21 protein-coding genes are annotated in these 25,731 nt (G+C 61.4%); 13 read left to right on the forward strand and 8 right to left on the reverse strand.

The features are described 5' to 3' along the window. Positions 1–166: 166 nt before the first annotated feature. From I5S59_RS11965 to I5S59_RS11975, 3 genes are all read right to left on the reverse strand, one after another. A complete protein-coding gene (locus I5S59_RS11965; protein WP_197876803.1) occupies positions 167–1,207 on the reverse strand; it encodes a low specificity L-threonine aldolase in 1,041 nt (346 codons plus the stop codon). Positions 1,208–1,397: 190 nt separating this feature from the next. Next, on the reverse strand, positions 1,398–2,150 hold the full coding sequence (locus I5S59_RS11970) for a hypothetical protein (RefSeq protein WP_197876804.1): 753 nt from the start codon (positions 2,148–2,150) through the stop codon (positions 1,398–1,400). Between the two features lie 23 nt (positions 2,151–2,173). Next, entirely contained in the window at positions 2,174–2,650 is a 477-nt protein-coding gene (locus I5S59_RS11975) for a hypothetical protein (protein WP_197876806.1), read from the reverse strand. A gap of 364 nt (positions 2,651–3,014) precedes the next feature. On the opposite strand from I5S59_RS11975, the gene I5S59_RS11980 reads away from it, so the two are divergent. The 9 genes from I5S59_RS11980 (at position 3,015) to I5S59_RS12020 (ending at position 13,338) form a co-directional block, all read left to right on the forward strand. Further along, complete coding sequence (locus I5S59_RS11980; RefSeq protein WP_197876807.1) at positions 3,015–4,268, forward strand: serine hydroxymethyltransferase; 1,254 nt, start codon at positions 3,015–3,017, stop codon at positions 4,266–4,268. Positions 4,269–4,288: 20 nt separating this feature from the next. After that, the gene (locus I5S59_RS11985) at positions 4,289–5,539 is read left to right on the forward strand and encodes a sarcosine oxidase subunit beta family protein (RefSeq protein WP_128323341.1); all 1,251 of its coding nucleotides are present in this window, start codon (positions 4,289–4,291) and stop codon (positions 5,537–5,539) included. A gap of 14 nt (positions 5,540–5,553) precedes the next feature. After that, positions 5,554–5,883, forward strand: a complete 330-nt coding sequence (locus I5S59_RS11990; protein ID WP_128323342.1) for a sarcosine oxidase subunit delta — start codon at positions 5,554–5,556, stop codon at positions 5,881–5,883. Continuing rightward, on the forward strand, positions 5,880–8,897 hold the full coding sequence (locus I5S59_RS11995; protein ID WP_197876809.1) for a sarcosine oxidase subunit alpha: 3,018 nt from the start codon (positions 5,880–5,882) through the stop codon (positions 8,895–8,897). Before I5S59_RS11990 ends, I5S59_RS11995 begins: the two co-directional genes overlap by 4 nt. Before the next feature lie 169 nt (positions 8,898–9,066). Further along, entirely contained in the window at positions 9,067–9,699 is a 633-nt protein-coding gene (locus I5S59_RS12000) for a sarcosine oxidase subunit gamma (RefSeq protein WP_197876811.1), read from the forward strand. A gap of 10 nt (positions 9,700–9,709) precedes the next feature. After that, the gene (purU, locus tag I5S59_RS12005; RefSeq protein ID WP_197876812.1) at positions 9,710–10,567 is read left to right on the forward strand and encodes a formyltetrahydrofolate deformylase; all 858 of its coding nucleotides are present in this window, start codon (positions 9,710–9,712) and stop codon (positions 10,565–10,567) included. Between the two features lie 142 nt (positions 10,568–10,709). Next, positions 10,710–11,909 carry a formaldehyde dehydrogenase, glutathione-independent gene (gene fdhA, locus I5S59_RS12010; protein WP_128323346.1) on the forward strand — a complete coding sequence of 400 codons (1,200 nt, stop codon included), beginning with the start codon at positions 10,710–10,712 and terminating at the stop codon, positions 11,907–11,909. A gap of 384 nt (positions 11,910–12,293) precedes the next feature. After that, on the forward strand, positions 12,294–12,605 hold the full coding sequence (locus I5S59_RS12015) for a DUF3077 domain-containing protein (RefSeq protein WP_128323347.1): 312 nt from the start codon (positions 12,294–12,296) through the stop codon (positions 12,603–12,605). Between the two features lie 166 nt (positions 12,606–12,771). Then, entirely contained in the window at positions 12,772–13,338 is a 567-nt protein-coding gene (locus I5S59_RS12020; RefSeq protein ID WP_197876814.1) for a DUF2780 domain-containing protein, read from the forward strand. Positions 13,339–13,379: 41 nt separating this feature from the next. Here the strand turns inward: I5S59_RS12020 and I5S59_RS12025 are convergent, their stop codons facing one another. Both I5S59_RS12025 and I5S59_RS12030 read right to left on the reverse strand, forming a co-directional pair. Then, positions 13,380–14,744: an APC family permease gene (locus tag I5S59_RS12025; RefSeq protein ID WP_197876816.1), complete on the reverse strand. Its 1,365-nt coding sequence runs from the start codon at positions 14,742–14,744 to the stop codon at positions 13,380–13,382. A 225-nt stretch (positions 14,745–14,969) separates the two neighbouring features. Further along, positions 14,970–15,857, reverse strand: coding sequence for an acyltransferase (locus I5S59_RS12030; RefSeq protein ID WP_197876818.1), 888 nt, complete (start codon positions 15,855–15,857; stop codon positions 14,970–14,972). Between the two features lie 180 nt (positions 15,858–16,037). Between I5S59_RS12030 and I5S59_RS12035 the strand changes: the two genes are divergently transcribed. The 4 genes from I5S59_RS12035 to creD all read left to right on the forward strand — a co-directional run bounded on the left by I5S59_RS12035 (position 16,038) and on the right by creD (position 20,161). Beyond that, a complete protein-coding gene (locus I5S59_RS12035) occupies positions 16,038–16,538 on the forward strand; it encodes an ATP-dependent zinc protease (RefSeq protein ID WP_197876819.1) in 501 nt (166 codons plus the stop codon). An 87-nt stretch (positions 16,539–16,625) separates the two neighbouring features. Next, the gene (creB, locus tag I5S59_RS12040; protein WP_197876821.1) at positions 16,626–17,309 is read left to right on the forward strand and encodes a two-component system response regulator CreB; all 684 of its coding nucleotides are present in this window, start codon (positions 16,626–16,628) and stop codon (positions 17,307–17,309) included. Then, complete coding sequence (gene creC / locus I5S59_RS12045) at positions 17,309–18,742, forward strand: two-component system sensor histidine kinase CreC (protein ID WP_197876822.1); 1,434 nt, start codon at positions 17,309–17,311, stop codon at positions 18,740–18,742. Before creB ends, creC begins: the two co-directional genes overlap by 1 nt. Positions 18,743–18,826: 84 nt before the next feature. Next, positions 18,827–20,161, forward strand: coding sequence for a cell envelope integrity protein CreD (gene creD / locus I5S59_RS12050; RefSeq protein WP_197876824.1), 1,335 nt, complete (start codon positions 18,827–18,829; stop codon positions 20,159–20,161). Positions 20,162–20,348: 187 nt separating this feature from the next. Here creD and msrA read toward each other — a convergent pair whose 3' ends face one another. The 3 genes from msrA to aceF all read right to left on the reverse strand — a co-directional run bounded on the left by msrA (position 20,349) and on the right by aceF (position 25,725). Further along, positions 20,349–21,014 (reverse strand): peptide-methionine (S)-S-oxide reductase MsrA, encoded by a 666-nt coding sequence (gene msrA, locus I5S59_RS12055; RefSeq protein ID WP_128323355.1) that lies wholly within the window; start codon positions 21,012–21,014, stop codon positions 20,349–20,351. Between the two features lie 67 nt (positions 21,015–21,081). Continuing rightward, on the reverse strand, positions 21,082–23,775 hold the full coding sequence (locus I5S59_RS12060; RefSeq protein ID WP_197876825.1) for a putative bifunctional diguanylate cyclase/phosphodiesterase: 2,694 nt from the start codon (positions 23,773–23,775) through the stop codon (positions 21,082–21,084). Between the two features lie 318 nt (positions 23,776–24,093). Continuing rightward, positions 24,094–25,725: a dihydrolipoyllysine-residue acetyltransferase gene (gene aceF, locus I5S59_RS12065; RefSeq protein WP_197876826.1), complete on the reverse strand. Its 1,632-nt coding sequence runs from the start codon at positions 25,723–25,725 to the stop codon at positions 24,094–24,096. Between the last annotated feature and the right edge of the window lie 6 nt (positions 25,726–25,731).

The raw sequence follows: 25,731 nt of genomic DNA on the forward strand, positions 1-25,731 counted from the left end.
TTAAAACCCCCCCGGGGGGGGTCCGGGTGGGCAAGCGTTCGCCGGGGGCTACGCCGGCTACCGCGCGCGCCGCGGCCGCCTATTGTTCCAACCTAAATCGGCCGGGGGGGGGGGGGCGCCCCCCATCGCCGGCGCTGCCGACTCCCACAGGGGGCAACTTACGGCGTCAGGCGCCCATGGCCTCGCGAATGTCCGCGGCCAGTTCGCGCACCCGCGCTTCATCGGTGTCCCACGAGCACATGAACCGCGCACCGCCGCTGCCAATGAAGGTGTAGAAGCGCCAGCCCTTGTTGCGCAACGCTTCCAGGGCCGGTTCAGACATTTGCAGAAACACCCCGTTGGCCTCGACCGGGAACATCAGCTCGACACCTGGCACATCGCTCACCAGCTTGCTGAGCAGTTGTGCGCAGCGGTTGGCGTGGTTGCCGTACTTCAGCCAGGCGTCACCTTCGAGCAAGCCTACCCAGGGGGCGGCCAGGAAGCGCATTTTCGACGCCAGTTGGCCGGCCTGCTTGCAGCGGTAGTCGAAGTCTTCGGCCAGCTTGCGGTTGAAAAACAGGATCGCCTCGCCGACCGCCATGCCGTTTTTGGTACCGCCAAAACACAACACGTCGACACCAGCCTTCCAGGTCAGCTCGGCTGGCGAACAGCCCAGGTAGGCGCAGGCGTTGCTGAAACGGGCGCCGTCCATGTGCAGGTTAAGGCCCAGTTCCTTGCAGGTAGCACTGATCGCCTTGAGCTCGTCGGGGCGGTACACGGTGCCGACTTCGGTGGCCTGGGTAATGGTCACGACCCGGGGCTTGGGGTAGTGGATGTCCTGGCGCTTGAGGGCAACTTCGCGAATCGATTCGGGAGTCAGCTTGCCGGCCACAGTGCGCGCGGTCAGCAGCTTCGAGCCGTTGGAGAAGAACTCCGGGGCGCCGCATTCGTCAGTCTCGACGTGGGCGGTCTCCGAGCAGATAACGCTGTGGTAGCTCTGGCACAAGGACGACAGCGCCAGGGAGTTGGCCGCGGTGCCGTTGAAGGCGAAGAACACTTCACAGTCGGTTTCGAACAGCTTGCGAAAGTACTCGGCGGCACGGGCGGTCCACTGGTCATCGCCGTAGGAACGGTCGTGCCCCTGGTTGGCTTTTTCCATCGCCGCCCAGGCTTCGGGACAGATGCCGGAGTAGTTGTCGCTGGCGAATTGTTGATTATTATCGGTCATGACGCCTTTCCTTGTTACGACTCACAAGGAGGCACTGTAAACCATTGATTTGAAGCTTGCCTATAAAGTTTTTGGCACCACGAAGCTGCGGTTGCGTAACTTCCCTGCTGCGGTGTTCGTCTTTCACGTTATAGCGGTTTATTTGATGTGGGCTTGCAGTCACACAAGCCCGCATCATCAAGTCTATTTGTTAGACGGGGTGAAGGCTGCCAAGCATTCGCACCGGGTTGAATCTAGGGCAGCCGGTTGCATGAAGTTCCAGGCGACCGAAATAAATCTCATATGCCTGGCCATCGATTTTTAGTTTATGGTTCTGCGGAAGTCCCATAATGCTGAGTGCGGAGTCACCAGCAATATCAAGGTAGGTTTCGGTGGCATAGTTATATAGAATGCACCTGGGGGAAAAGTTGGAAGTGTCGGCGTTTGCGGTGGGGGCGGTGTCACGGCCTTTTGGAACGGAAGTCTGGGTGCCGAAAATTTCGATAGTATCGATCTCGACAGTGCCATAATTTTCTTTGGTCAGAAAGTTGTGCGATTCGATTTTGACTTCGAAGCCCGTATCGTTATCGAGGAATACGGCAACCGAGCCAAGGCCTGAAAGCTTGGCGATTAGCCAGGCGATTCGATCGTGTACTTCGAATGTATGTTGTTCAAATTTGATTTTCATGGTGTGTTCTCCGGGTTGTTTGTTGGTTGCGAAGTAAATATCGGGCTTGGCGCGAATGTGTTCAACTGGTGAAGTTGTTAGTTGGCAGGTGGTGAGTTCTTGAGCTTTGCGATCCTGTTTATTGCAATTTTGACTCGAACGGTTGTCTGTTTCATCAATTGACCATCGCCAACGGATGGCACCGCGAAGCTGAGGCTGGGTAACTTCCCGATCGTGGTGTTCGTCTTTCGCGTTATAGTGATTTTTTGATGTGGGATGATGGGCTTGCAACTGCACAAGCCGATCATCAAATCTACTTGTCAGACGCGCTCAATGGTGCCAAGTAACTGCACTAGGTTAGATCCAGGCTGATCTACTATATGAAGTTCCAGGGAAGTGAATTCAATCTTATGCTCCGTGCTATCGATTTTTAGCCGTTGGTCCTGCGGGTATCCCATAATGCTAAGTGCGGAGTCGTCAAAAATATCAAGGTAAGTATTGGTGGTTCGGTTCCATAAAGTGACCCTGGGCGAGAAGCTGGAAATTTTGATGTCGCGAGTGTCGCCGGTGTCATGGTCTTGCGCAGCGAAATGCTTGGTGCCGAAAATTTCGATAGCCTCGATTCCGATGTTGCCATTAGTCTCTTTGGTTTGAAAATTGTGCGACTCGACACTGGCTGTGAAAATATGTTTATTTCCGTTGACTACTCTAATCGTGCCGCGGCCTGTAAGTTTGGTGATTGCCCAGGCGATTTGATCCTGTACTTCGAAAGTGTGTTGCTGAAATCTGAATTTCATGGTGTATTTTCCGGGTTGTATGTTGTTTGCGAAGTAAATATCGAGCCTGGCGCGAATGTGTACAACTGGTAAGGTTGTTAGTTACCAGGTAGTGGGTTCTTGAGCTTTGCAAACTTGTTTGATGCAATGTTGAGTCAAACAGTTGTCTGTTTTCATCAATCGACCTCGCCAGCGTATTGGCGCGGCGACTGCGGGTTCAAGGCCTGTCCTCCGAGGACACGCCTGCATCATGTTTGGTTGAGCAATGTCGTAAACGCGCCATTGCAAGGCGCGCGCAGGCATCTGGCTTGCCCGCTGCAGTCATACCATCGCTGCAAAAGGGCCAACGCCCGACAAGACCGATGCCGCTGCCGGGAGAGATGCAATGTTCAGCAAGCAAGACCAGATCCAGGGTTATGACGACGCACTGCTGGTGGCGATGAATGCCGAAGAACAACGCCAGGAAGATCACATCGAACTGATCGCCTCGGAAAACTACACCAGCAAACGCGTCATGCAGGCCCAGGGCAGCGGCCTGACCAACAAGTACGCCGAAGGCTACCCGGGCAAGCGCTACTACGGCGGCTGTGAGCACGTCGACAAAGTCGAGGCGCTGGCCATCGAGCGCGCCAAGCAGCTGTTCGGTGCCGACTACGCCAACGTCCAGCCGCACTCCGGCTCTTCGGCCAACGGCGCTGTGTACCTGGCCCTGCTGCAGGCCGGCGACACCATTCTGGGCATGAGCCTGGCCCACGGCGGTCACCTGACCCACGGCGCCAAGGTGTCGTCCTCGGGCAAGCTCTACAACGCGGTGCAGTACGGCATCGACACCGCCACCGGCCTGATCGACTACGATGAGGTCGAACGCCTGGCCGTGGAGCACAAGCCGAAGATGATCGTTGCCGGCTTCTCGGCCTACTCCAAGACCCTCGACTTCCCGCGTTTTCGTGCCATCGCCGACAAGGTCGGGGCGCTGCTGTTCGTCGACATGGCTCACGTTGCCGGCCTGGTTGCCGCCGGCTTGTACCCGAACCCGCTCCCGTTCGCCGATGTCGTCACCACCACTACTCACAAGACCCTGCGCGGCCCGCGTGGCGGCCTGATCCTGGCCAAGGCCAACGAAGAGATCGAGAAAAAGCTCAACGCCGCGGTGTTCCCCGGCGCTCAGGGCGGCCCGCTGATGCACGTAATCGCCGCCAAGGCGGTGTGCTTCAAGGAGGCGCTGGAGCCGGGCTTCAAAACCTATCAGCAGCAAGTCATCGACAACGCCCAGGCCATGGCCAAGGTGTTTATCGAGCGCGGCTATGACGTGGTCTCCGGTGGCACCGACAACCACCTGTTCCTGGTCAGCCTGATCCGCCAGGGCCTGACCGGCAAAGACGCCGACGCCGCCCTGGGCCGTGCGCATATCACCGTGAACAAGAACGCCGTCCCCAACGACCCGCAGTCGCCATTCGTTACCTCGGGCCTGCGCATCGGCACCCCGGCCGTCACCACCCGTGGCTTCAAGGTGGCCCAGTGTGTGGAGCTGGCCGGCTGGATCTGCGACATCCTCGACAACCTCGGCGATGCCGACGTCGAGGCGGATGTAGCGAAGAACGTGTCGGCACTCTGTGCAGATTTTCCGGTTTACCGCTGAGTGGGTCAGGAGTGAAAACTATGCAACGTTACTCGGGCTTCGGCCTTTTCAAACACTCGCTCAGCCACCACGAAAACTGGCAGCGCATGTGGCGCACGCCGACCCCGAAAAAGGTCTACGACGTGGTCATCGTCGGTGGTGGCGGGCACGGCCTGGCGACCGCCTATTACCTGGCCAAGGAGCACGGCATCACCAACGTTGCCGTGGTCGAGAAGGGCTGGCTGGGCGGTGGCAACACCGCGCGCAACACCACCATCGTGCGCTCCAACTACCTGTGGGACGAGTCGGCGCACCTGTATGAACACGCCATGAAGCTGTGGGAAGGCCTGTCGCAAGACATCAACTACAACGTGATGTTCTCCCAGCGCGGCGTCTACAACCTGTGCCACACCCTGCAGGACATGCGCGACTCCGAGCGCCGTGTCAGTGCCAACCGCCTCAACGGCGTGGACGGCGAACTGCTCAATGCCCAGCAGGTGGCCGACGAGATTCCGTACCTGGATTGCTCGAAAAACACCCGCTACCCGATCATTGGTGCCACTGTGCAACGACGCGGCGGCGTGGCCCGTCACGATGCCGTGGCCTGGGGCTTTGCCCGTGCCGCCGATGCCCTGGGTGTGGACCTGATCCAGCAGACCGAGGTGATTGGCTTTCGCAAGGAAAACGGTGTGGTCATCGGCGTCGAGACCAACAAGGGCTTCATCGGCGCCAAGCGCGTCGGTGTGGTCACTGCCGGTAACTCCGGGCACATGGCCAAGCTCGCCGGCTTCCGCCTGCCAATCGAATCGCATCCGCTGCAGGCGCTGGTGTCCGAACCGCTCAAGCCGATCATCGACAGCGTGATCATGTCCAACGCCGTACACGGCTACATCAGCCAGTCCGACAAGGGCGACCTGGTGATCGGTGCCGGCATCGACGGCTGGGTCGGCTACGGCCAACGTGGCTCGTATCCGGTCATCGAGCACACCCTGCAAGCAATTGTCGAAATGTTCCCGATCCTCTCGCGGGTGCGCATGAACCGCCAATGGGGCGGCATCGTCGACACCACGCCAGACGCCTGCCCGATCATCTCCAAGACCCCGGTGAAGAACATGTTCTTCAACTGCGGCTGGGGCACCGGTGGCTTCAAGGCCACGCCGGGCTCGGGCAACGTCTTTGCCGCCAGTCTGGCCAAGGGCGAAATGCACCCGCTGGCCAAACCTTTTTCCATCGACCGTTTCTACAACGGCGCCCTGATCGACGAACACGGCGCTGCCGCTGTCGCCCACTAACAGGAGAAATCCCCATGTTGCATATCTTCTGTCCCCACTGCGGCGAGTTGCGCTCCGAGGAAGAATTCCACGCCGCAGGCCAGGCGCACATTCCGCGGCCGCTGGACCCCAACGCCTGCTCTGACGAGGAGTGGGGCACCTACATGTTTTTCCGCGACAACCCGCGCGGCCTGCACCACGAACTGTGGATACACGCCGCCGGTTGCCGCCAGTACTTCAACGCCACCCGTGACACGGTGACCTACGAAATTCTGGAAACCTATCCGATCGGCGCCAAGCCGCAAGTGACCGGCAAAAACACCAGCCCGCAGTTGGCAGTCAGTGGTCAGGGAGAAAAGGTATGAGCCAGGTCTATCGCCTGTCCAATGGCGGTCGTATCGATCGCAGCAAAGTCTTGAACTTCACCTTCAACGGCCAGACCTACCAGGGCTTTGCCGGTGACACCCTGGCTGCAGCCTTGCTGGCCAACGGCGTCGACATTGTTGGCCGTAGCTTCAAGTACTCACGCCCGCGCGGGATCATCGCCGCAGGCGCTGAAGAGCCGAACGCCATTTTGCAGATCGGCGCCACCGAAGCCACCCAGGTACCCAACGTGCGCGCCACCCAGCAGGCCCTGTATGCAGGCCTGGTGGCAACCAGCACCAACGGCTGGCCCAGCGTGAACACCGACGTCATGGGGATTCTCGGCAAGGTTGGCGGCAAGCTGATGCCGCCGGGCTTCTACTACAAGACGTTCATGTACCCGCAATCGTTCTGGATGACCTACGAGAAGTACATCCGCAAGGCAGCGGGGCTGGGCCGTGCGCCGCTGGAACTCGACCCGGACACCTACGACTACATGAACCAGCACTGCGACGTGCTGGTGGTCGGCGCCGGCCCCGCCGGCCTGGCCGCAGCACTGGCCGCTGGCCGTAGCGGTGCGCGGGTGATCCTCGCCGACGAGCAGGAAGAGTTCGGCGGCAGCCTGCTCGACAGCCGTGAAAGCCTTGACGGCAAACCGGCTTCCGACTGGGTTGCCGCCGTGGTGGCCGAGCTGCGGGGCATGCGTGAAGTCACCCTGTTGCCGCGTGCCACCGTCAACGGCTACCACGACCACAACTTCCTCACCATTCACGAGCGCCTCACCGACCACCTGGGCGACCGTGCCCCGATCGGCACGGTGCGTCAGCGCATGCACCGGGTGCGCGCCAAGCGCGTGGTGCTGGCCACCGGCGCGCACGAGCGTCCGCTGGTGTACGGTAACAACGACGTGCCGGGCAACATGCTTGCCGGGGCGGTGTCTACCTACGTGCGCCGCTATGGCGTAGCGCCCGGCCGCAACCTGGTGCTGTCGACCAATAACGACCATGCCTACCGCGTGGCGCTGGACTGGCACGACGCCGGCCTGAAAGTGGTCGCTATCGCCGACGCCCGCCACAACCCTCGCGGCTCGCTGGTGGAAGAGGCGCGGGCCAAGGGCATGCGCATCCTCACCTCGAGTGCCGTGATCGAATCGCGTGGCAGCAAGCATGTCACCGCCGCCCGTGTTGCCGCCATCGACGTCAAGGCACACAAGGTCGCAAGCCCCGGCGAATGGCTGGACTGCGACCTGGTGGCTACTTCCGGCGGCTACAGCCCGGTTGTGCACCTGGCTTCGCACCTGGGCGGCAAGCCGGTCTGGCGCGAAGACATCCTCGGCTTCGTGCCGGGTGATGCGCCGCAAAAACGTGTGTGTGTCGGCGGCATCAATGGCGTGTTTGCCTTGGGCGACACCTTGGCCGACGGTTTCGAAGGCGGCGCGCGCGCGGCCACCGAAGCCGGCTTCAAGGCCGTGCAGGGCACTCTGCCCAAGGTGCTGGCGCGGCAGGAAGAGGCCACCGTGGCGCTGTTCCAGGTGCCGCACGACAAGAACACCGCACGGGCACCCAAGCAATTCGTCGACCAGCAGAACGACGTCACTGCCGCCGCCATCGAACTGGCCACGCGCGAAGGCTTTGAGTCGGTCGAGCACGTCAAACGCTACACCGCGCTGGGCTTCGGTACCGACCAGGGCAAACTGGGCAATATCAACGGCCTGGCCATTGCCGCCCGCTCGATGGGCATCACCATCCCGGAAATGGGCACCACCATGTTCCGTCCCAACTACACGCCGATCACCTTTGGCGCCGTGGCCGGGCGGCACTGCGGGCACCTGTTCGAGCCGGTGCGTTTTACCGCGCTGCATGCCTGGCACCTGAAAAACGGTGCCGAGTTCGAAGACGTCGGCCAGTGGAAACGGCCATGGTACTTCCCGCGTAACGGCGAAGACATCCATGCCGCCGTCGCACGCGAATGCAAGGCAGTGCGCGACAGCGTCGGCCTGCTCGACGCTTCGACCCTGGGCAAGATCGACATTCAGGGCCCGGATGCCCGTGAGTTCCTCAACCGCATCTACACCAACGCCTGGACCAAGCTGGACGTGGGCAAGGCCCGTTACGGCCTGATGTGCAAAGAAGACGGCATGGTCTTCGATGACGGTGTAACCGCCTGCGTCGGCGACAACCATTTCATCATGACCACCACCACCGGTGGCGCGGCGCGGGTGCTGCAGTGGCTGGAGATCTACCAGCAAACCGAATGGCCGGACCTCAAGGTGTACTTCACCTCGGTGACCGACCACTGGGCGACCCTGACCCTGTCGGGCCCCAACAGCCGCCAGCTGCTCAGCGAAGTGACCGACATCGACCTGGACAAGGACGCTTTCCCGTTCATGAGCTGGAAGGAAGGCCTGGTGGCGGGCGTGCCGGCGCGGGTATTCCGGATCTCGTTCACCGGTGAGCTGTCGTACGAAATCAACATCCAGGCCAACTACGCCATGGGCGTGCTGGAGAAGATCGCCGAAGCGGGCAAGCAGTACAACCTGACCCCCTACGGCACCGAGACCATGCACGTACTGCGGGCCGAGAAGGGCTTCATTATCGTCGGCCAGGACACCGACGGCTCGATGACCCCGGACGACCTCAACATGGGCTGGTGCGTGGGCCGTACCAAGCCGTTCTCGTGGATCGGCTGGCGCGGGATGAACCGCGAAGACTGTGTTCGTGAAAACCGCAAGCAACTGGTGGGGCTCAAGCCGGTCGACCCGAACCAGTGGCTGCCGGAAGGAGCGCAACTGGTGTTCGACCCGAAACAGGCGATCCCGATGGACATGGTCGGCCACGTGACCTCCAGCTACGCCAGCAACTCCCTGGGTTATTCCTTCGCCATGGGGGTGGTCAAAGGTGGCCTCAAGCGTCTGGGTGAACGGGTTTACTCGCCGCAGGCCGATGGCAGCGTGATTGAAGCCGAGATCTGTTCTTCGGTGTTCTTCGATCCCAAAGGCGAGCGGCAAAACGTTTGAGGGGAAATTGACGCGCAACCTGTGGGAGCTGGCCTTGCCGGCGATGGAGCGCAAAGCGGTCCCGGTTTTAGCAAGGCTTTGCCTTGCATCGCCGGCAAGGCCGGCTCCCACAGGAAATGCAGTGTCAGCTTTCCGGTTGTATGACCCCAGAGTTCAAGGCAGGTGAGTAATGAGCACTATCAACGTCTACCAGCAACGCCCAGGCAACGACGTCAAGGCCGAGTCGCCACTGCACCACGCCGACCTGCCCAGCCTGGTCGGCAAAGGCCGCAAGAACGCCGGGGTAATCCTGCGTGAGCACAAATTCCTCGGCCACCTGACCCTGCGCGGCAATGGCCACGACCAGGCCTTCGCCGGTGGCGTGTTCAAGGCCCTGGGCCTGGAGCTGCCCGTCGCCCTCACCGTGGTTGCCAACGGCGAGATGTCGCTGCAATGGCTGGGCCCGGACGAGTGGCTGCTGATCGTCCCCGGCGGCCAGGAGTTTGCCGTCGAGCAGAAACTGCGCGATGCCCTGGAGGGCCAGCATATCCAGATCGTCAACGTCAGCGGCGGGCAGACCCTGCTGGAACTGAGCGGCCCGAACGTGCGCGAAGTGTTGATGAAATCCACCAGCTACGATGTACATCCAAACAACTTCCCCGTCGGCAAAGCCGTGGGCACGGTGTTCGCCAAGTCGCAACTGGTGATCCGCCGTACCGGCGAGGAAACCTGGGAGCTGCTGATTCGTCGCAGCTTCTCCGACTACTGGTGGTTGTGGCTGCAGGATGCAGCGGCCGAATACGGTTTGAGCATCGAGGCCTAGGGAGCGATTTATGAGCCGAGCACCGGACACCTGGATTCTTACCGCTGACTGTCCGAGCCTGCTCGGCACGGTCGATGTGGTGACGCGTTACCTGTACGAGCAGCAGTGCTATGTCACCGAACACCATTCGTTCGATGACCGCTTGTCCGGGCGTTTTTTCATTCGTGTGGAGTTTCGTCAACCCGACGACTTCGACGAGGCCAGCTTTCGTGCCGGCCTTGCCGAACGGGGCGAGGCCTTCGGCATGCTGTTCGAGCTGACCGCGCCCAAGCATCGGCCAAAAGTGGTGATCATGGTCTCCAAGGCCGATCACTGCCTCAACGACCTGCTCTACCGCCAGCGCATCGGGCAATTGAGTATGGACGTGGTGGCAGTGATCTCCAACCACCCCGACCTTGAGCCGCTGGCCAACTGGCACCGGATTCCCTACTACCACTTTGCCCTCGATCCGCTCGACAAGCCGGCGCAGGAGCGCAAGGTGCTGAAGGTGATCGAAGAGTCGGGCGCAGAACTGGTGATCCTTGCCCGCTACATGCAGGTGCTGTCGCCGGAACTGTGCCGCCGCCTCGACGGCTGGGCGATCAACATCCATCACTCCCTGCTGCCGGGCTTCAAGGGCGCCAAGCCCTATCACCAGGCGTACAACAAAGGCGTGAAGCTGGTCGGCGCCACGGCCCACTACATCAACAACGACCTCGACGAAGGGCCGATCATTGCCCAGGGCGTCGAGGCGGTAGACCACAGCCATTATCCGGAAGACCTGATCGCCAAGGGCCGCGACATCGAGTGCCTGACCCTGGCGCGGGCGGTGGGTTATCACATTGAGCGGCGGGTGTTTTTGAATGCCAACAGAACCGTAGTGCTCTGAAGGCCGCCATCGATCCCCTGTAGGAGCCGGCTTGCTGGCGATGAGGCCTTGGAGCCTAAAACAAGATTCCAGTAACACAGCGCCGCCTGCGGGCTGCGCACTTTGCACCGCTACATAACAACAAACTTAGCGAGGTAAAAGCATGTCTGGTAATCGTGGTGTGGTGTATCTCGGCGCAGGCAAGGTCGAGGTGCAGAAAATTGACTATCCCAAAATGCAGGACCCACGCGGCAAGAAGATCGAACACGGGGTGATCCTCAAGGTGGTCTCCACCAACATCTGCGGCTCCGATCAGCACATGGTCCGCGGCCGCACCACAGCGCAGGTCGGCCTGGTGCTGGGCCACGAGATCACCGGCGAGGTGATCGAAAAGGGCCGTGATGTCGAAAACCTGCAAATCGGCGACCTGGTCTCCGTGCCCTTCAACGTCGCCTGTGGCCGCTGCCGCTCGTGCAAAGAGATGCACACCGGCGTGTGCCTCACGGTCAACCCGGCGCGCGCTGGCGGTGCCTATGGCTACGTCGACATGGGCGACTGGACCGGTGGCCAGGCCGAATACGTGCTGGTGCCGTACGCCGACTTCAACCTGCTGAAACTGCCCAACCGCGACAAGGCCATGGAAAAAATCCGCGACCTGACCTGCCTCTCGGACATTCTGCCCACCGGTTACCACGGCGCAGTGACCGCAGGCGTGGGCCCGGGCAGCTCGGTGTATATCGCCGGTGCCGGTCCTGTCGGCCTGGCCGCTGCCGCCTCAGCGCGTTTGCTCGGTGCTGCGGTGGTGATCGTCGGTGACGTCAACCCGGTGCGCCTGGCCCACGCCAAGGCCCAGGGCTTCGAGATCGCCGACCTGTCCCAGGACACCCCGCTGCATGAACAGATCGCCAACCTGCTCGGTGAGCCGGAAGTCGACTGCGCCGTCGATGCCGTAGGTTTTGAAGCCCGCGGCCATGGCCATGCCGGTGCCAAGCACGAAGCCCCGGCCACCGTGCTCAACTCGCTGATGGGCGTGGTGCGTGTTGCCGGCAAAATCGGTATTCCCGGCCTGTACGTCACAGAAGATCCGGGTGCAGTGGATGCCGCCGCCAAGATCGGCAGCCTGAGCATCCGCTTTGGCCTTGGCTGGGCCAAGTCGCACAGCTTCCATACCGGGCAAACGCCGGTGATGAAGTACAACCGCCAGTTAATGCAGGCCATCATGTGGGACCGCATCAACATTGCCGAAGTGGTCGGTGTGCAGGTGATCAGCCTGGATCAGGCGCCGGAAGGGTATGGCGAGTTCGATGCGGGCGTGCCGAAGAAGTTTGTGATTGATCCGCATAAGACGTTTAGTGCGGCCTAAAAACGCCCGATAAAAGCCCCTCGTTAGAGGGGCTTTTGTTTTCTAATCAGGTGTGCGGTCGTATTTCCGGCATCAATTTGCGTATTTTCTGATGTGTATCGACTGGTCATTTTTGGTCCTAGGAAATAACCTACGCGGTCTGTCGATCCCCAATGCTTGCCCCAGGAAATCAGTCCTTCTAGTCTCCGTGAGTCGCTGAGGTCTCAGCGATCGGGTGTGGAAACCTGAGTGGTTTGTGGAATCGGCTGGCCTTTATGGCAGCTGTGCGCGGGAGGCGTATGCCTACCGGGTTGTCCACATGACCCGCTTTCCACCCCGTGTCACAGCTGCCACCCTACGTGTGGAAACGGACCGGTGTAGCTAAAACTCATGTGGAAGCTACTGATGAAAAAATTAGTCCCAGATCCACCCACTTCCCTCTACAACACCCTCAACAAACCCTTCGGCGATTGCGCTGCCGGTCACCCTCAGCTCTTCTCCGTCAATGCCGGTATTGCCCCGCATGATGCGCTGGTGCATGTCTCGCTGTACCTGCGTTGTGCCTATGACACCGGCTACAAGGCCATCGAGGGGGTTGATAAATCGACCACCGGTTTTCTCTGGTCCACCCTGCATTCGGTGGAGATGGCCAAGGGCCTGGTGGAGGCATTGCTGGAAGGGCTTGAAGACCGCGATATAAGCCAGCCGCTGCCTTGATCCGTGTGGGAGCGGGTTCACCCGCGAATAGGCCGGTGCGGCCACAATCGTATTCGCGGCGGCCTGGTAAACCTGCTCCCACAAAGCCGGTTGCAGCGGAACATTCCTTTGCCTGTGCAGTCCAAATCCTCGTTTTCCTGCCTTTTACGGCCGACGAGGTCCTTTGATGAAACGTATTGCACTGGTCACCCTGATGAGCCTGGCTGCCGGCTCGGTTTTCGCCTTCAACCTCAGCGATGCGGCCAACGCCGTGTCTGCCATGCAGGGCAACAAGGACGGTGCCGCAGTCCAGGCGCCCGCCGCCTCGGCCAACCTGCTCAACACCCTGGGCAGCGAGTTGAAAATCACCCCGGAACAAGCCATTGGCGGCACCGGCGCGTTGCTGGGCCTGGCCCGCAACCAGCTCAGCAGCACCGACTACGAACAGTTGAGCAAAGCCGTGCCGGGCATTGACCTGCTCTCTGGCGAGAACGCATTGGGTGGCTTGAGCGGCCTGGGCGAGTTGCTCGGCAAGAGTGGGAATTCGTCGGCCTTGAGCAATGCGTTGGGCAATAACGTCAAGAGCACCGATGACCTCAACAGCGCCTTCAGTGCCTTGGGCATGGATACCGGCATGATCGGTCAATTTGCCCCGCTGATCCTGCAGTACCTCGGCCAGCAAGGTGTTGCCGGTTCGCTGCTGCAGAATCTGGGTAGCTTGTGGGGGGCACCGGCTGCTGCACCATCGGTTTGAATAAGGGCCGCTTTGCAGCGGCCCATTACTAGCAAACCAGCTCAGCCCGCTTCAGAAAAGTCCATCTGCCGTGCCGGGCGACGGAAGCCTGCGGTGAGCATGGCCAGGTACGCCAGCCCCAGGGCAAACCAGCACAGGCCGATCACCATGGTCAGCGCCGACAGGCTGGTCCACAGCCACAGGGTCAGGCTCAACCCCACCAGCGGCACCAGGCCGTAGCGCAGCAGGCCGCCGAGGGTACGCTGGCTGGTGTCGGTGATCAGGTGGGTACGCACTACCGCCAGGTTCACTGCCGAGAAGGCCACCAGTGCACCAAAGCTGATCAGCGAGGCCAGGGTGGCCAGGTCGATCACCAGGGCCAGCAGCGAAAACGCCGACACCAGCAAAATGGCAAACACCGGCGTGCCGAAGCGTGGTGACAGCTTGCCGAAGGTGCGCTGTGGCAGCACCCGGTCGCGGCCCATGGTATAGAGAATGCGCGACACCGCCGCCTGGGAGGCCAGCGCCGAGCCGAGGCTGCCGGCCACATAGGCCGCGGTGAAGAAGTTGGCCAGGAACTGTCCGCCGGCCTTGAACATCACCTCGTTGGCCGCGGCGTCGGCATTGGCGAAAGTGCTGCCCGGCAGCACCAGCTGGCTGAGGTAAGCCAGCAGGGTGAACAGCACGCCCGCAAACAGGGTGGTGAGAATGATTGCCCGTGGTACATCGCGGCGGGCATCGCGGCTTTCTTCGGCCAGGGTCGAGACGGCGTCAAAGCCCAAAAATGACAGGCACAGTACCGCCGCACCGGCCATCAGCGGGCCAAAGCCCGGTGCACTGCCATCGCCCAGCAGCGGTGAAAGGAAGTCGACCGGCTGGCCGTTACCCAGGGTCTGCCAGGAGAGGGCGACAAACACGCCGATGAAGACAATCTGCGCACCGACGATCAGGTTGCTGGCCTTGGCCACCGAGTGGATACCCACCACGTTGAGCACGGTAACCAGCGCAATCGAGCCAAGCACGATGCTCCACGCCGGGATGGCCGGGAAGGCGATGTTGAGGAACAAACCGATCAGCAGGTAGTTGATCATCGGCAGGAACAGGTAATCGAGCAGCAACGACCAGCCAGCGAGAAATCCTACGTTCGGACCAAACGCCAGGTTGGTGTAGGAGTACGCCGAGCCCGCGACCGGAAAGCGTTTGACCATGAAGCTGTAGGAGGCAGCGGTGAAGAGCATGGCCAGCAGCGTGACCATGTAGGCGCCAGCGGTGCGGCCACCGGTCAGTTCAGTGACGATGCCGTAGGTGGTGAAAATGGTCAGCGGCACCATGTACACCAGGCCGAAGAACACCAGGGCAGGCAGGCCAAGGACCCGGCGAAGTTGAGGAGACGCTGCCTCGGCAGTGGAGCAGGGTTGAGTGGCCATTGTTCGATCCAGGCTTTTTTGTAGTTGTCTGTTGATCGATTTTTATCCACTTGGGTGGGGAAGACAAAAAAATAATACTAATGCTGATTATTAGCCTGGCTTCTAATTGAAGGAGCGTGGGGATTTACCGGCCTCTTCGCGGGCAAGCCCGCTCCCACAGAGGTTATCGCTGAACCTGTGGGAGCGGGCTTGCCCGCGATAGGGCCCGATCAAACAACAAAAAACTCAGCGCATTTCGCTGCGCAGTTGCGCAATGCGCTGGTCTTTCTCGACCCACAACTGGTTCACCCAGTCCTGCACGGTCTGGCGGAATGCCGGGTCGTTTTCGTAGTCACCTGCCCACAATGCCGGGTCCAGTTCGCGCACCTGAATGTCGATAATCACCCGACTGATACTGCCATTGAGCAAATCCCAGAAGCCGGGCGCCTTTTCGCCGGGGTACACGATGGTCACGTCCAGCAACGCATCCAGTTGCTCTCCCAGCGCCGCCAGCACAAAGGCCACGCCACCGGCTTTTGGCTTGAGCAGGTGGCGATAAGGCGATTGCTGTTCCTGGCGCTTGGCCTCGGTAAAGCGGGTACCTTCGAGGTAGTTGACCACGGTGACCGGCTGGCGCTTGAACAGCTCACAGGCGGCCTTGGTGATTTCCAGGTCCTTGCCCTTGAGCTCCGGATGCTTTTCCAGAAAGGCTTTGCTGTAGCGCTTCATGAAGGGGTAGTCCAGCCCCCACCAGGCCAGCCCGAGCAGCGGCACCCAGATCAGCTCTTTCTTCAGGAAGAACTTGAAGAACGGCGTGCGCCGGTTGAGGCTTTCGATCAGCGCAGGGATGTCGACCCAGGTCTGGTGGTTGCTCACGCACAGGTACGAGGTGTCGGTGCGCAGGCGCTCAACGCCGCGAATATCCCACCGGGTGGGGATGCACAGGGCGAAGATCAGCTTGTCGATCTCCGACCAGGTTTCGGCGATCCACATTACCGCCCACGAGGCGTAATCACGGCCGCGGCCGGGCAATACCAGCTTGATGAGGGCGAATACCAGCAAGGGGCCGATCAGCACCAGGGTGTTGAGCAGCAGCAGGGTGGTTGTAAGAATGCCGATCAGCAGGCGACGCATAAACGAACTCTGTTGTGTGACTTAAACAGTGGGTCATGATAAGCAGGGAGATGTACTACGCCAAATGTCCAGTGCCCGGTGGGTGAGACAAATGTTTCACATTGTGTTGGATACCCTGTGAAAACGAACCTATGCCATCTGTGCAGTCTAAGCACTGTCCCCTATCAAGGAAGTCGACTCGTGAAACAACTGCTTGCCCTGTTGGCGGCGCTGGCGCTGCCGGTGATGGCCGCCGAGCCTACGTTGTATGGCCGCTACGAATACATTGCCCTGCCGGAAATCGGCGAAACCCTCAAGGCCAAGATGGACACCGGTGCCCTGACCGCCTCGCTGTCGGCCAAGGACATCGAGCGCTTCACCCGTGACGGCGAGGACTGGGTACGGTTCCGCCTGGCCACTGACGGCGCCAGCGACAAGGTCTATGAGCACAAGCTGGCGCGGATCAGCAAGATCAAGGCGCGCTCCGATGAAGAAGAGGAGGGCGAAACCGTCGAGGCGGCACGCCGGCCGGTAGTCGAACTGGAAATGTGCCTGGGCGACGTGAAGCGTACGGTGGAGGTCAACCTGACCGACCGCAGCAGCTTCAACTACCCGCTGCTGATTGGTGCCAAGGCCCTGCGTGAGTTCAAGGCAGCGGTCAACCCGGCGCGCCGCTTCACGGTGGGCAAGCCGGACTGCTGATGGCATAGCTGCAAGCAGGGGCGGATCAGTGTAAGTTCACGCGATCCGCTTTCCCGTAAAGCTTGCAGCGCGAGGCTTGCCGCTCAGATGCCCCATATACTAATCGTCGAAGACGAAGCCGCCATCGCCGATACCCTGATTTTTGCCTTCCAGGGTGATGGTCACAGCACGCACTGGGTGACACTGGGCAGCGCCGCGCTGGAGCAGCAGCGCCTGCATCCCGCCGACCTGATCATTCTGGACATCGGCCTGCCGGATATCAGCGGCTTTGAAACCTGCCGCCAGCTGCGCCGCTTCAGTGACGTGCCGGTGATGTTCCTCAGTGCCCGCGACGGGGAAATCGACCGGGTGGTGGGCCTGGAAATCGGGGCCGACGATTATGTGGTCAAACCCTTCAGCCCGCGCGAAGTCGCCGCCCGGGTGCGGGCGATCCTCAAACGCATGGCGCCGCGCAGCGAGCCTGAAGACCGTGCGCAGGGGCCGTTCGAGGTCGATACTGTGCGTATGCAGATCCTCTATCGTCGTCAGCCACTGAGCCTGACCCGCCACGAATTCCGGTTGTTGCAGTGCCTGCTGGAACAGCCCGAGCGGGTGTTCAGCCGCGAGCAACTGCTCGATGCCGTCGGCGTGCCTGCCGATGCCGGCTATGAGCGCAATATCGACAGCCACATCAAAAGCCTGCGGGCCAAGTTGCGGCTGGTGGCAGTTGACGCCGAGCCGATCCAGACCCACCGCGGCGTGGGTTACAGCTACAGCCCGAGCCACGGCTGATGCGCCTGGGGATCCGGATTTTCCTGGTCTACTTCCTGTTTGTCGGGCTGACCGGCTATTTCGTCCTCAACACCGTGCGCGAGCAAATCCGCCCCGGTGTGCGCCAGTCGGCCGAAGAAACCCTGGTGGACACCGCCAACCTGCTGGCCGAAATCCTCCATGACGACGTCAAGGGCGGCACGCTGGGCGAGGGCCGTATGCCCGAGTTGCTGCGTGCCTACGGCAAGCGACAGCCGCGGGCCGATATCTGGGGTTTGCCGAAAAACCAGGTCAACCACCGTATCTATGTCACCGATGCCAAGGGCATCGTCCTGCTCGACTCCAGCGGTGAGGCGGTGGGCCAGGATTACTCGCGCTGGAACGATGTGTACCTGACCTTGCGCGGCGAATATGGTGCGCGATCAACCCGCGCTAACCCCGACGATCCGGAGTCGTCAGTGATGCACGTGGCTGCACCGATTCTGGATGAGGGCAACATTATCGGTGTGGTGACGGTCGCCAAGCCGAACTCGTCGTTGCAGCCATATATCGACCGTGCCGAACAACGTTTGCTGTACCTGGGACTGGGCCTGATCGGGCTGGGCTTGCTGGTGGGCGCGGCGCTGTCCTGGTGGCTGGCGCGCTCGCTGCGTCGCCTGACCCATTACGCCCAGGCGGTCAGCGAAGGCGAGCGCATGGCACTGCCCCATTACCGCGGCGGTGAGCTGGGGCAGTTGGCGGCGGCGGTGGAGCGCATGCGCACCCAGCTGGACGGCAAGGACTACGTTGAGCGCTACGTGCATACCCTCACCCACGAACTCAAGAGCCCGCTGGCCGCCATTCGCGGCGCGTCGGAGCTGCTGCAGGGGCCGATGCCGGACGAACAGCGCGAACGCTTCGCCGGCAACATCGAGCGTGAAAGTGGGCGCATGCAGCAGTTGATCGAGCGTTTGCTCAACCTGGCCCAGGTCGAACAGATGCAAACCCTGGAGCAGCAGCACCAGGTGCCGCTGGCGGCACTGGTCGATGAACTGCTGGTCGCCCAGAGTGCGCGGATCGAAAGCAACGGTTTGCAGGTGCGCCAGCGAGTGCCTGTCGGCATCCAGCTGTTGTGCGAGCCGTTCCTGATGCGCCAGGCGATAGGCAACCTGCTGGACAACGCCCTGGACTTCACCGGGCCGGGCGGCTTGCTGGTGTTTGAGCTGGAGCGCCGTGGCGATAGGGTTGCGTTGAGCCTGTACAACCAGGGCGAGGCGATTCCCGACTACGCACTGGGCCGGGTCAGCGAGCGCTTCTACTCGCTGCCGCGACCGGGCAGCGGGCGCAAAAGCACGGGTCTTGGCCTGAATTTCGTCGAGGAGGTCATGCAACTGCACGGCGGCACGCTGGAGGTGGCCAACGTCGAGGACGGTGTGCGCGTGCGCCTGTGGTTGCCGGCCAACCGCCTGAGCTGAATCTCCACACAAACTCCACAATCGCTGCACGCAGGCTCCTTATCGGCTGCGCAGACTCTGCGCATCGAAACCGGAGCCACACACATGAACCGAACCCTGAGCTTTAAACTGGGCGCGATAGCCTTTTTGATCGTCTTGCTGCTGATCCCGTTGCTGATGATCGGCAACCTGATCAGCGAGCGTCAGGCATTGCGCGACAGCGTGGTGCAGGACATTGCCCAGAGCTCCAGCTTCAGCCAGCAGATCAGCGGGCCGCTGCTGGTCGTGCCGTACCGCAGAACGGTGAAGAGCTGGCTCACCCAGGACGGCCATACCTTCCAGGAAGCCAAAGAGAACAACGGCTTTCTGTATTTTCTGCCGGAGACTTTCGAGCTTCAGGGCACGGCCCAGACCGAACTGCGCTCACGCGGCATCTACGAAGCGCGGTTGTTCCATGCCAACAACCGCATCAGCGGTCAGTTCAAGGTGCCCGCCAACTGGGGGATTACCGATGACCTGGAAGGGTACCGCTTCGACACGCCGTTTATTGCAGTGGGCGTCAGTGATATTCGCGGCATCGAAAAGGGCCTCAGCCTGACGCTCAATGGTCAGACCCTGGACTTTCAGGCGGGCACTGGTTTGAGCTGGTTGGGTGGCGGGGTGCATGTGCCGCTGGAACACCTCGACGGCAAGGTGCAAACCCGCCTGGACTATGCCTTCGACCTGGCCTTGCAGGGCACCGGTCAGCTGCATGTGGTGCCGGTCGGACGCACCAGTACGGTAAGCCTGAAGGCCAACTGGCCACACCCGAGTTTTGTCGGCAGCTACCTGCCCGCCGAACGTGAGGTTAACGCCGAGGGCTTTAGCGCGCGCTGGCAGGCGTCTTTTTTCTCGACCAACCTGGAAGACGCGTTGAGCCTGTGTGCAAGCCAGGGCAGTTGTGACGACCTGCGCGGTCGTACCTTTGGCGTGAGCTTTGTCGATCCGGTGGACCAGTACCTTAAAAGTGACCGGGCGATTAAATATGCCCTGCTGTTCATTGCGTTGACCTTTGCCGGCTTTTTTCTCTTTGAGGTGCTCAGGAGTCTTAGTGTGCACCCGATCCAGTACGCCCTGGTCGGCGCGGCGCTGGCGTTGTTCTACCTGTTGTTGCTGTCGTTGTCGGAGCACCTGGGGTTTGGCCTGGCATATGGGCTGTCGGCTTCGGCCTGCGTGCTGTTGATCGGCTTCTACCTCAGCCATGTGCTGCGCAGCGGGTGGCGGGCGATGGGTTTTGCCAGCGGCCTGGCGATGCTCTACGCCATGCTCTACGGCCTGCTCAGCGCCGAGGACTATGCCTTGCTGATGGGGGCGCTGTTGCTGTTCGGACTGTTGGGGGTGTTCATGGTCCTGACCCGGCGTCTGGACTGGTACAGCGTAGGTCAGGGGAAACTGCAATGAGCGGGCTGCGGGAAGAGCGGTGCCAGGGCAGGGTGCTGGCGGAAAGAATCGCCAATCTATGGACAACAGAAGTCATTGTAGGAGCCGGCTTGCCGGCGATGGCATCTGCGCGGTCTCAGCCATTGCGCGGCGTCTGCATCGCTGGCAAGCCAGCTCCTACAGGCTGACGTATGGATTAGTCGGACTCTCAGTTGCCTTGCAGGCTAGGCGGCAGGCAAACACCGGTGCCGCCGATACCGCAGTAGCCTTCTGGGTTCTTGGCCAGGTATTGCTGGTGATAGGCCTCGGCAAAGTAGACGGTTGGCGCCTGGTCGATCTCGGTGGTGATCTCGCCAAAGCCGGCCTTGGTCAGTTCGGCCTGGTAGGCCTGCTTGCTGGCCAGGGCCAGTTCCAGTTGCTCGGGGCTGGTGCAGTAGATCACCGAGCGGTACTGGGTGCCGATGTCGTTGCCCTGGCGCATACCCTGGGTCGGGTTGTGCAGTTCCCAGAACATGGCCAGCAGTTCCTGGTAACTGACCTTGTCTTTGTCGAACACCACCAGCACCACTTCGGTGTGGCCGGTCAGGCCCGAGCAGACTTCTTCGTAGGTCGGGTTCGGGGTAAAGCCGCCGGCATAGCCGACCACGGTGCTGACCACGCCTTCACGTTGCCAGAAACGGCGTTCGGCACCCCAGAAGCAACCCAGGCCAAAAATGGCAAAGTCGACGTTTTCGAAGAACGGGCCAAGCAGCGGGGTGTCTTTGAAGACGAAGTGCTTTTCCGGCAGGGCCATCGGGGTTTCACGGCCAGGCAGTGCCTGTTCCGCGGTAGGCAGGACGTTTTTGTTCACGAGAATCTCCGAGCGCAGGACCATGACCCACTCCTCTAAAGGCAGGGTGTGTAGGGATAGAGTCGTAGTGTGCCCGAGTGTTACGCCGCTGTCAGTCGATCGGGCCGCGCGGATAACGCTTGAGTTTGTTCACCAGCTCGGCGCCCGGAATCGGCCGGTCGAACAGGTAACCCTGGCCCACGTCGCAGCGGTGGCGGCGCAAAAAGGCCAGTTGCTCGGCGGTCTCGATACCTTCGGCAACCACTTTGAGCTTGAGGTTGTGGGCCATGGCCACCACGGCCGAGGTGATCTCCATGTCGTCCTGGTTGTCGGGGATTTCATGGATGAAGCTGCGGTCGATCTTGATGATGTCGATCGGAAACTTCTTCAGGTAGCTGAGCGAAGAATAACCGGTACCGAAGTCGTCCATGGCCAGGGTCAGGCCCAGTTGCTTGAGTTGGTCGAGCTGGCGGTGGGTGTCTTCGGTGGCCTCAAGCAGCAGGCCTTCGGTCAGCTCCAGCTCCAGCAAGTGCGGCGGCAGCGCCTCTTCCTGGAGGATGTTGGCGATGGAGGCGACCAGGTCCGGATCGGAAAACTGCTTGGGCGAGAGGTTGATCGCCACCTGCAGGTTGCCCAGCCCTTCGGTGCGCAGCTTCTGGCTCATGCGGCAAGCCTGGCGGGCAATCCACTTGCCGATCGGGATGATCAGGCCGGTTTCCTCGGCCACGCTGATGAACTGGTCCGGGCGGATCATGCCCTTGTCCGGATGGTTCCAGCGCAGCAGGGCTTCGAGGCCCAGCAGCCTTCCGCTGCGCAGGCACAGCTTGGGCTGATAGAACACGTCCAGCTCGTTCTGGGTCAGGGCCCGGCGCAGGTTGTTCTCGACGAACAATTTGTAGCTGGCTTCGGCATTCAGGGCTTCGGTGAACACTTGCGCCTGGTGCTTGCCGTTGGCCTTGGCCTTGTGCAGGGCCAGGCCTGCGTTTTTCATCAGGGTCTGCGGGTCGCGGCCATGCAGGGGGGCGCAGGCCAGGCCCACGGAGCCGGTGACGTTGATCAGCTGGTTATCGACGAACATCGGCTTGTCGAGCGTGCGCAGCAACTGCTGGGCAATCTGCTGGCCGCTCTTGAGGTCGGTGTTCTCCAGCAGCACGGCAAATTCGTTACTGGCAAAGCGCGCCAGGCTGCCGTCGGCGCTGAGGCTGTTGCGCAGCCGCCGTGCGAGGCTGATCAGCAGTTTGTCACCGGTCTGGTGGCCGAGGCTGTCGTTGATCCGCTTGAAGTTGTCGATGTCTACCAGCAGCAGGCAGATGGGGCTGTCGCTGTCGCGGGCAAAGCGTTCGTCGAGGTTGCGGATGAACGCCGGACGGTTGCCCAGGCTGGTCAGGTTGTCGGTGTAGGCCAGGCGTTCGATACGTTGCTGGGCCAGCTTGCTCTGGGTGATGTCTTCGTAGATGCCGATGTAGTGGGTCAGCTCGCGGTTATCGCCATACACCTTGGAAATCGACAGCTGCCCCCAGTAGGGCTCCAGGTTCTTGCGCCGGCTCTTGAACTCGCCTTGCCAGCTGTTGCTCATGGCCAGGCTTGAGGTGGCGTCGAACAACAGTTCGCTGAGGTTCTCCAGCGCGGGCAGCTCCGAGAGCCGGTTACCGTGAACCTCGTCGGTGCTGTACTGGGTAATGGCGGTGAAGCTCGGGTTGACGTACTCCACCACGCCGTCGCGGTTCACCAGCAAAAAGGCGTTGGCGCTTTGCTCCACAGCACGCTGGAACAGGTGCAGGGCGCTGGTGGCGGTTCGCCGGTTGTGGTTGTTGATGACCTGGGCGAACTGATCGGCCAGTTCACCGGCAAAGGCGATTTCGTCCGACTGCCAGGCCCGCGCCGAACCTGTGTGTTCCAGGCAGAGCACGCCGACTACCTGGCCATCGATGCGGATACTGGCATCGAGCATGGCGTTGATGTCACGCGGGCGCAGGCTTTCGGCCATCTCCCGGGTGCGCGGGTCATGGCTGGCGTTGTGCGCGTCGATCGCCCGGCTGGTGTGCAGGGCCTCGAGGTAGTCGGGAAAACGACTGGCATCGATGGGCTCGGGCAGGTGGTATTCCTGGGCTTCTCGGTAGTACGCAGAGATCGGCTCGAGGCGCTGGCCTTCCAGGTACCAGATGCTGGCACAGTCGATTTTGTAGATCTCGCAGGCGCTGCGGGTGATCAGCTCGGCAGCTTCGAGCAATGAGTTGCTGGCGCTGTAGCGATGGCGCGCCAGGTGCAGGATCAGCTCCTGCTGGGCGCGTACCCGCTCCAGGTGTTCGAGCTGTTCCTGCTGGGCTTGCTGGTTGAGCTGCAGGGCAATCTGCAGGCGATTGTTGCGGGTCTCAAGGTCGGCCGCGCTGAGGTCCTGGACATCGTCCGAGTGGCTGTCGACCACCATCAGGTAGCCGCGCAACAGCTGGCGGTTGTGTTGCTTGTAGGCTTCGCCCAGCTCCAGCAGGTGCAATGGCCCCTGCGCGGTATGCAGGGTATAGCGCACCCGGTAGTTCGGGCGGTCAGCCAGTTGCTGCTGGATGTCATCGTGCAGTTTGTAGCGCGCCTCGGGCTCCATCAGGCTGGCATAAGGCGAGCCGACCAGAGCGCAGAGGTCGACCGCGGCCATGCCGAACTGGCGCTCGCAGGCAGGGTCGAGGTACAGCAGGGCCCAGCTGGCCTCGTTCAGCCGTTCGAAACGCAGCATGCCGAGCCGCGAAGGCACGGGTAACTGCGTCACGACCTCGGCCGCCATACGGCTGGCGGCATCGGAATGGCTTTTCATTGAGAGCTCGCTTCAATAAGGCGGTTGGCGCGGGCTGGGCAAAGTGCTGCTACGCGGTTGGGCAAGGTTGCATCATGCGTCGATGGCTGACAAGCGATACAGCGGCGTTCTAATGACTGTATATCGGCGTAGCGAATGATTTCTTGACCCGAAAACCACGCAGCCCCTTTGCGAACCGGTGTTGTCGGCTCACAAGAAGGTGAAAGCGCATAAATCGCAGACAAAAAAAGCCCCGCCAAAGTGACGGGGTTGAGGTACGAGCGTGGCAGCTCGAAAAGGGAGCCTGTCTCCCCCGGCAGGGGGAGACAGGAAACAGCATTACAGCAGCATGGTGCGGATATCGGTCAGCAGGTCGCCCAGACGCTTGGTGAAGCGTGCAGCAGCTGCACCGTTGATCACACGGTGATCGTAGGACAGCGACAGCGGCAGCATCAGCTTCGGCTGGAAGGCTTTGCCATCCCAGACTGGCTGGATGGTGGCCTTGGAAACACCGAGGATCGCCACTTCCGGCGCGTTGACGATCGGCGTGAAGCCGGTGCCGCCAATGTGACCGAGGCTGGAGATGGTGAAGCAGGCGCCTTGCATGTCGTCAGCCGACAGTTTTTTGGTCCGGGCTTTTTCAGCCAGGGCCGCCGCTTCGCCAGCCAGTTGCAGCAGGCTCTTCTGGTCGACGTTCTTGATCACAGGGACCAACAGGCCATCCGGGGTGTCGACGGCGAAACCGACGTTGACGTATTTCTTGCGGATGATCGCTTTGCCGCTAGGGGCCAGCGAGCTGTTGAAGTCCGGCAGTTCCTTGAGCAGGTGGGCGCAGGCCTTGAGCAGCAGCGGCAGTACGGTCAGCTTGACGCCAGCCTTCTCTGCAACGGCTTTCTGGGCAACGCGGAAAGCTTCCAGCTCGGTGATGTCGGCGCTGTCGAACTGGGTAACGTGAGGCACGTTCAGCCAGCTGCGATGCAGGTTGGTAGCACCCATCTGCATCAGGCGGGTCATCGGCACTTCTTCGGTTTCGCCGAAGCGGCTGAAGTCGACTTCCGGGATCGGCGGGATGCCTGCACCACCGGTTGCACCGGCGGCCGGGGCTTCCTTGGCCTTCTGCATCATGGCCTTGACGTAAACCTGCACGTCTTCCTTGAGCACGCGACCGTGCGGGCCAGAGGCGGCAACGGCGCTCAGCTCGACGCCGAACTCACGGGCCAGCTGACGCACGGCAGGGCCGGCGTGAACTTTGGCACCGCTGACAGCAGCAGGAGCAGCAGCCGGTGCGGCAGCAGGGGCCGCGGCTACAGGCGCAGCAGCAGGCGCTGCTTCAGCCTTGGCCGGCGCCGGTGCCGCAGCCGCCGGAGCCGGTGCAGCGGCAGGCGCGGCACCAGCTACTTTCAGCTTGAGGATCAGGTCGCCGGTACCGACTTCGTCGTCCAGCTTGGCAATCACGGCTTCGACCACGCCAGCGGCTGGAGACGGGATCTCCATCGAGGCTTTGTCCGATTCCAGGGTGATCAGCGACTGGTCGGCTTCGACGGTGTCGCCGACCTTGACCAGTACTTCGATGATCTTGGCCTTGCCCGAAGAGCCGATGTCCGGAACGTGGATGTCCTGAACAGTGGCAGCAGCAGGCGCGGCGGCCGGAGCAGGTGCAGCTTCTGCAGCCGGAGCGGCAGCCGGTGCAGCTGCAGCCGGGGCCGCAGCGGCCGGAGCCTCAGGCGCCGCAGCGGCGCCCTCGACTTCCAGTTCCATCAGCTCGTCGCCTTCTTTCAGGCGGTCGCCGAGCTTGACCTTCAGCGACTTGATCACGCCGGCCTTTGGGGCCGGGATCTCCATGGAGGCCTTGTCGGACTCCAGGGTCAGCAGGCTTTGGTCAGCCTCGATGCGGTCGCCGACTTTGACGAACAGCTCAATGATTTCACCTTCACCGCTGCCGATGTCAGGTACGCGAATGAGTTCGCTCACTTAAAA

The sequence above is a fragment of the Pseudomonas alkylphenolica genome, from assembly GCF_016009175.1.
GTDB classification, from domain to species: Bacteria; Pseudomonadota; Gammaproteobacteria; order Pseudomonadales; family Pseudomonadaceae; genus Aquipseudomonas; species Aquipseudomonas alkylphenolica_B.

Bases quoted from the DNA above. Each gene is read 5' to 3' on its own strand.
- I5S59_RS11965 (WP_197876803.1), bottom strand. From the start codon at position 1,207: ATGACCGATAATAATCAACAATTCGCCAGCGACAACTACTCCGGCATC.
- I5S59_RS11975 (WP_197876806.1), bottom strand. From the start codon at position 2,650: ATGAAATTCAGATTTCAGCAACACACTTTCGAAGTACAGGATCAAATC.
- I5S59_RS11980 (WP_197876807.1), top strand. From the start codon at position 3,015: ATGTTCAGCAAGCAAGACCAGATCCAGGGTTATGACGACGCACTGCTG.
- I5S59_RS11985 (WP_128323341.1), top strand. From the start codon at position 4,289: ATGCAACGTTACTCGGGCTTCGGCCTTTTCAAACACTCGCTCAGCCAC.
- I5S59_RS11990 (WP_128323342.1), top strand. From the start codon at position 5,554: ATGTTGCATATCTTCTGTCCCCACTGCGGCGAGTTGCGCTCCGAGGAA.
- I5S59_RS11995 (WP_197876809.1), top strand. From the start codon at position 5,880: ATGAGCCAGGTCTATCGCCTGTCCAATGGCGGTCGTATCGATCGCAGC.
- I5S59_RS12000 (WP_197876811.1), top strand. From the start codon at position 9,067: ATGAGCACTATCAACGTCTACCAGCAACGCCCAGGCAACGACGTCAAG.
- purU (WP_197876812.1), top strand. From the start codon at position 9,710: ATGAGCCGAGCACCGGACACCTGGATTCTTACCGCTGACTGTCCGAGC.
- fdhA (WP_128323346.1), top strand. From the start codon at position 10,710: ATGTCTGGTAATCGTGGTGTGGTGTATCTCGGCGCAGGCAAGGTCGAG.
- I5S59_RS12015 (WP_128323347.1), top strand. From the start codon at position 12,294: ATGAAAAAATTAGTCCCAGATCCACCCACTTCCCTCTACAACACCCTC.
- I5S59_RS12020 (WP_197876814.1), top strand. From the start codon at position 12,772: ATGAAACGTATTGCACTGGTCACCCTGATGAGCCTGGCTGCCGGCTCG.
- I5S59_RS12025 (WP_197876816.1), bottom strand. From the start codon at position 14,744: ATGGCCACTCAACCCTGCTCCACTGCCGAGGCAGCGTCTCCTCAACTT.
- I5S59_RS12030 (WP_197876818.1), bottom strand. From the start codon at position 15,857: ATGCGTCGCCTGCTGATCGGCATTCTTACAACCACCCTGCTGCTGCTC.
- creB (WP_197876821.1), top strand. From the start codon at position 16,626: ATGCCCCATATACTAATCGTCGAAGACGAAGCCGCCATCGCCGATACC.
- creC (WP_197876822.1), top strand. From the start codon at position 17,309: ATGCGCCTGGGGATCCGGATTTTCCTGGTCTACTTCCTGTTTGTCGGG.
- creD (WP_197876824.1), top strand. From the start codon at position 18,827: ATGAACCGAACCCTGAGCTTTAAACTGGGCGCGATAGCCTTTTTGATC.
- msrA (WP_128323355.1), bottom strand. From the start codon at position 21,014: ATGGTCCTGCGCTCGGAGATTCTCGTGAACAAAAACGTCCTGCCTACC.
- I5S59_RS12060 (WP_197876825.1), bottom strand. From the start codon at position 23,775: ATGAAAAGCCATTCCGATGCCGCCAGCCGTATGGCGGCCGAGGTCGTG.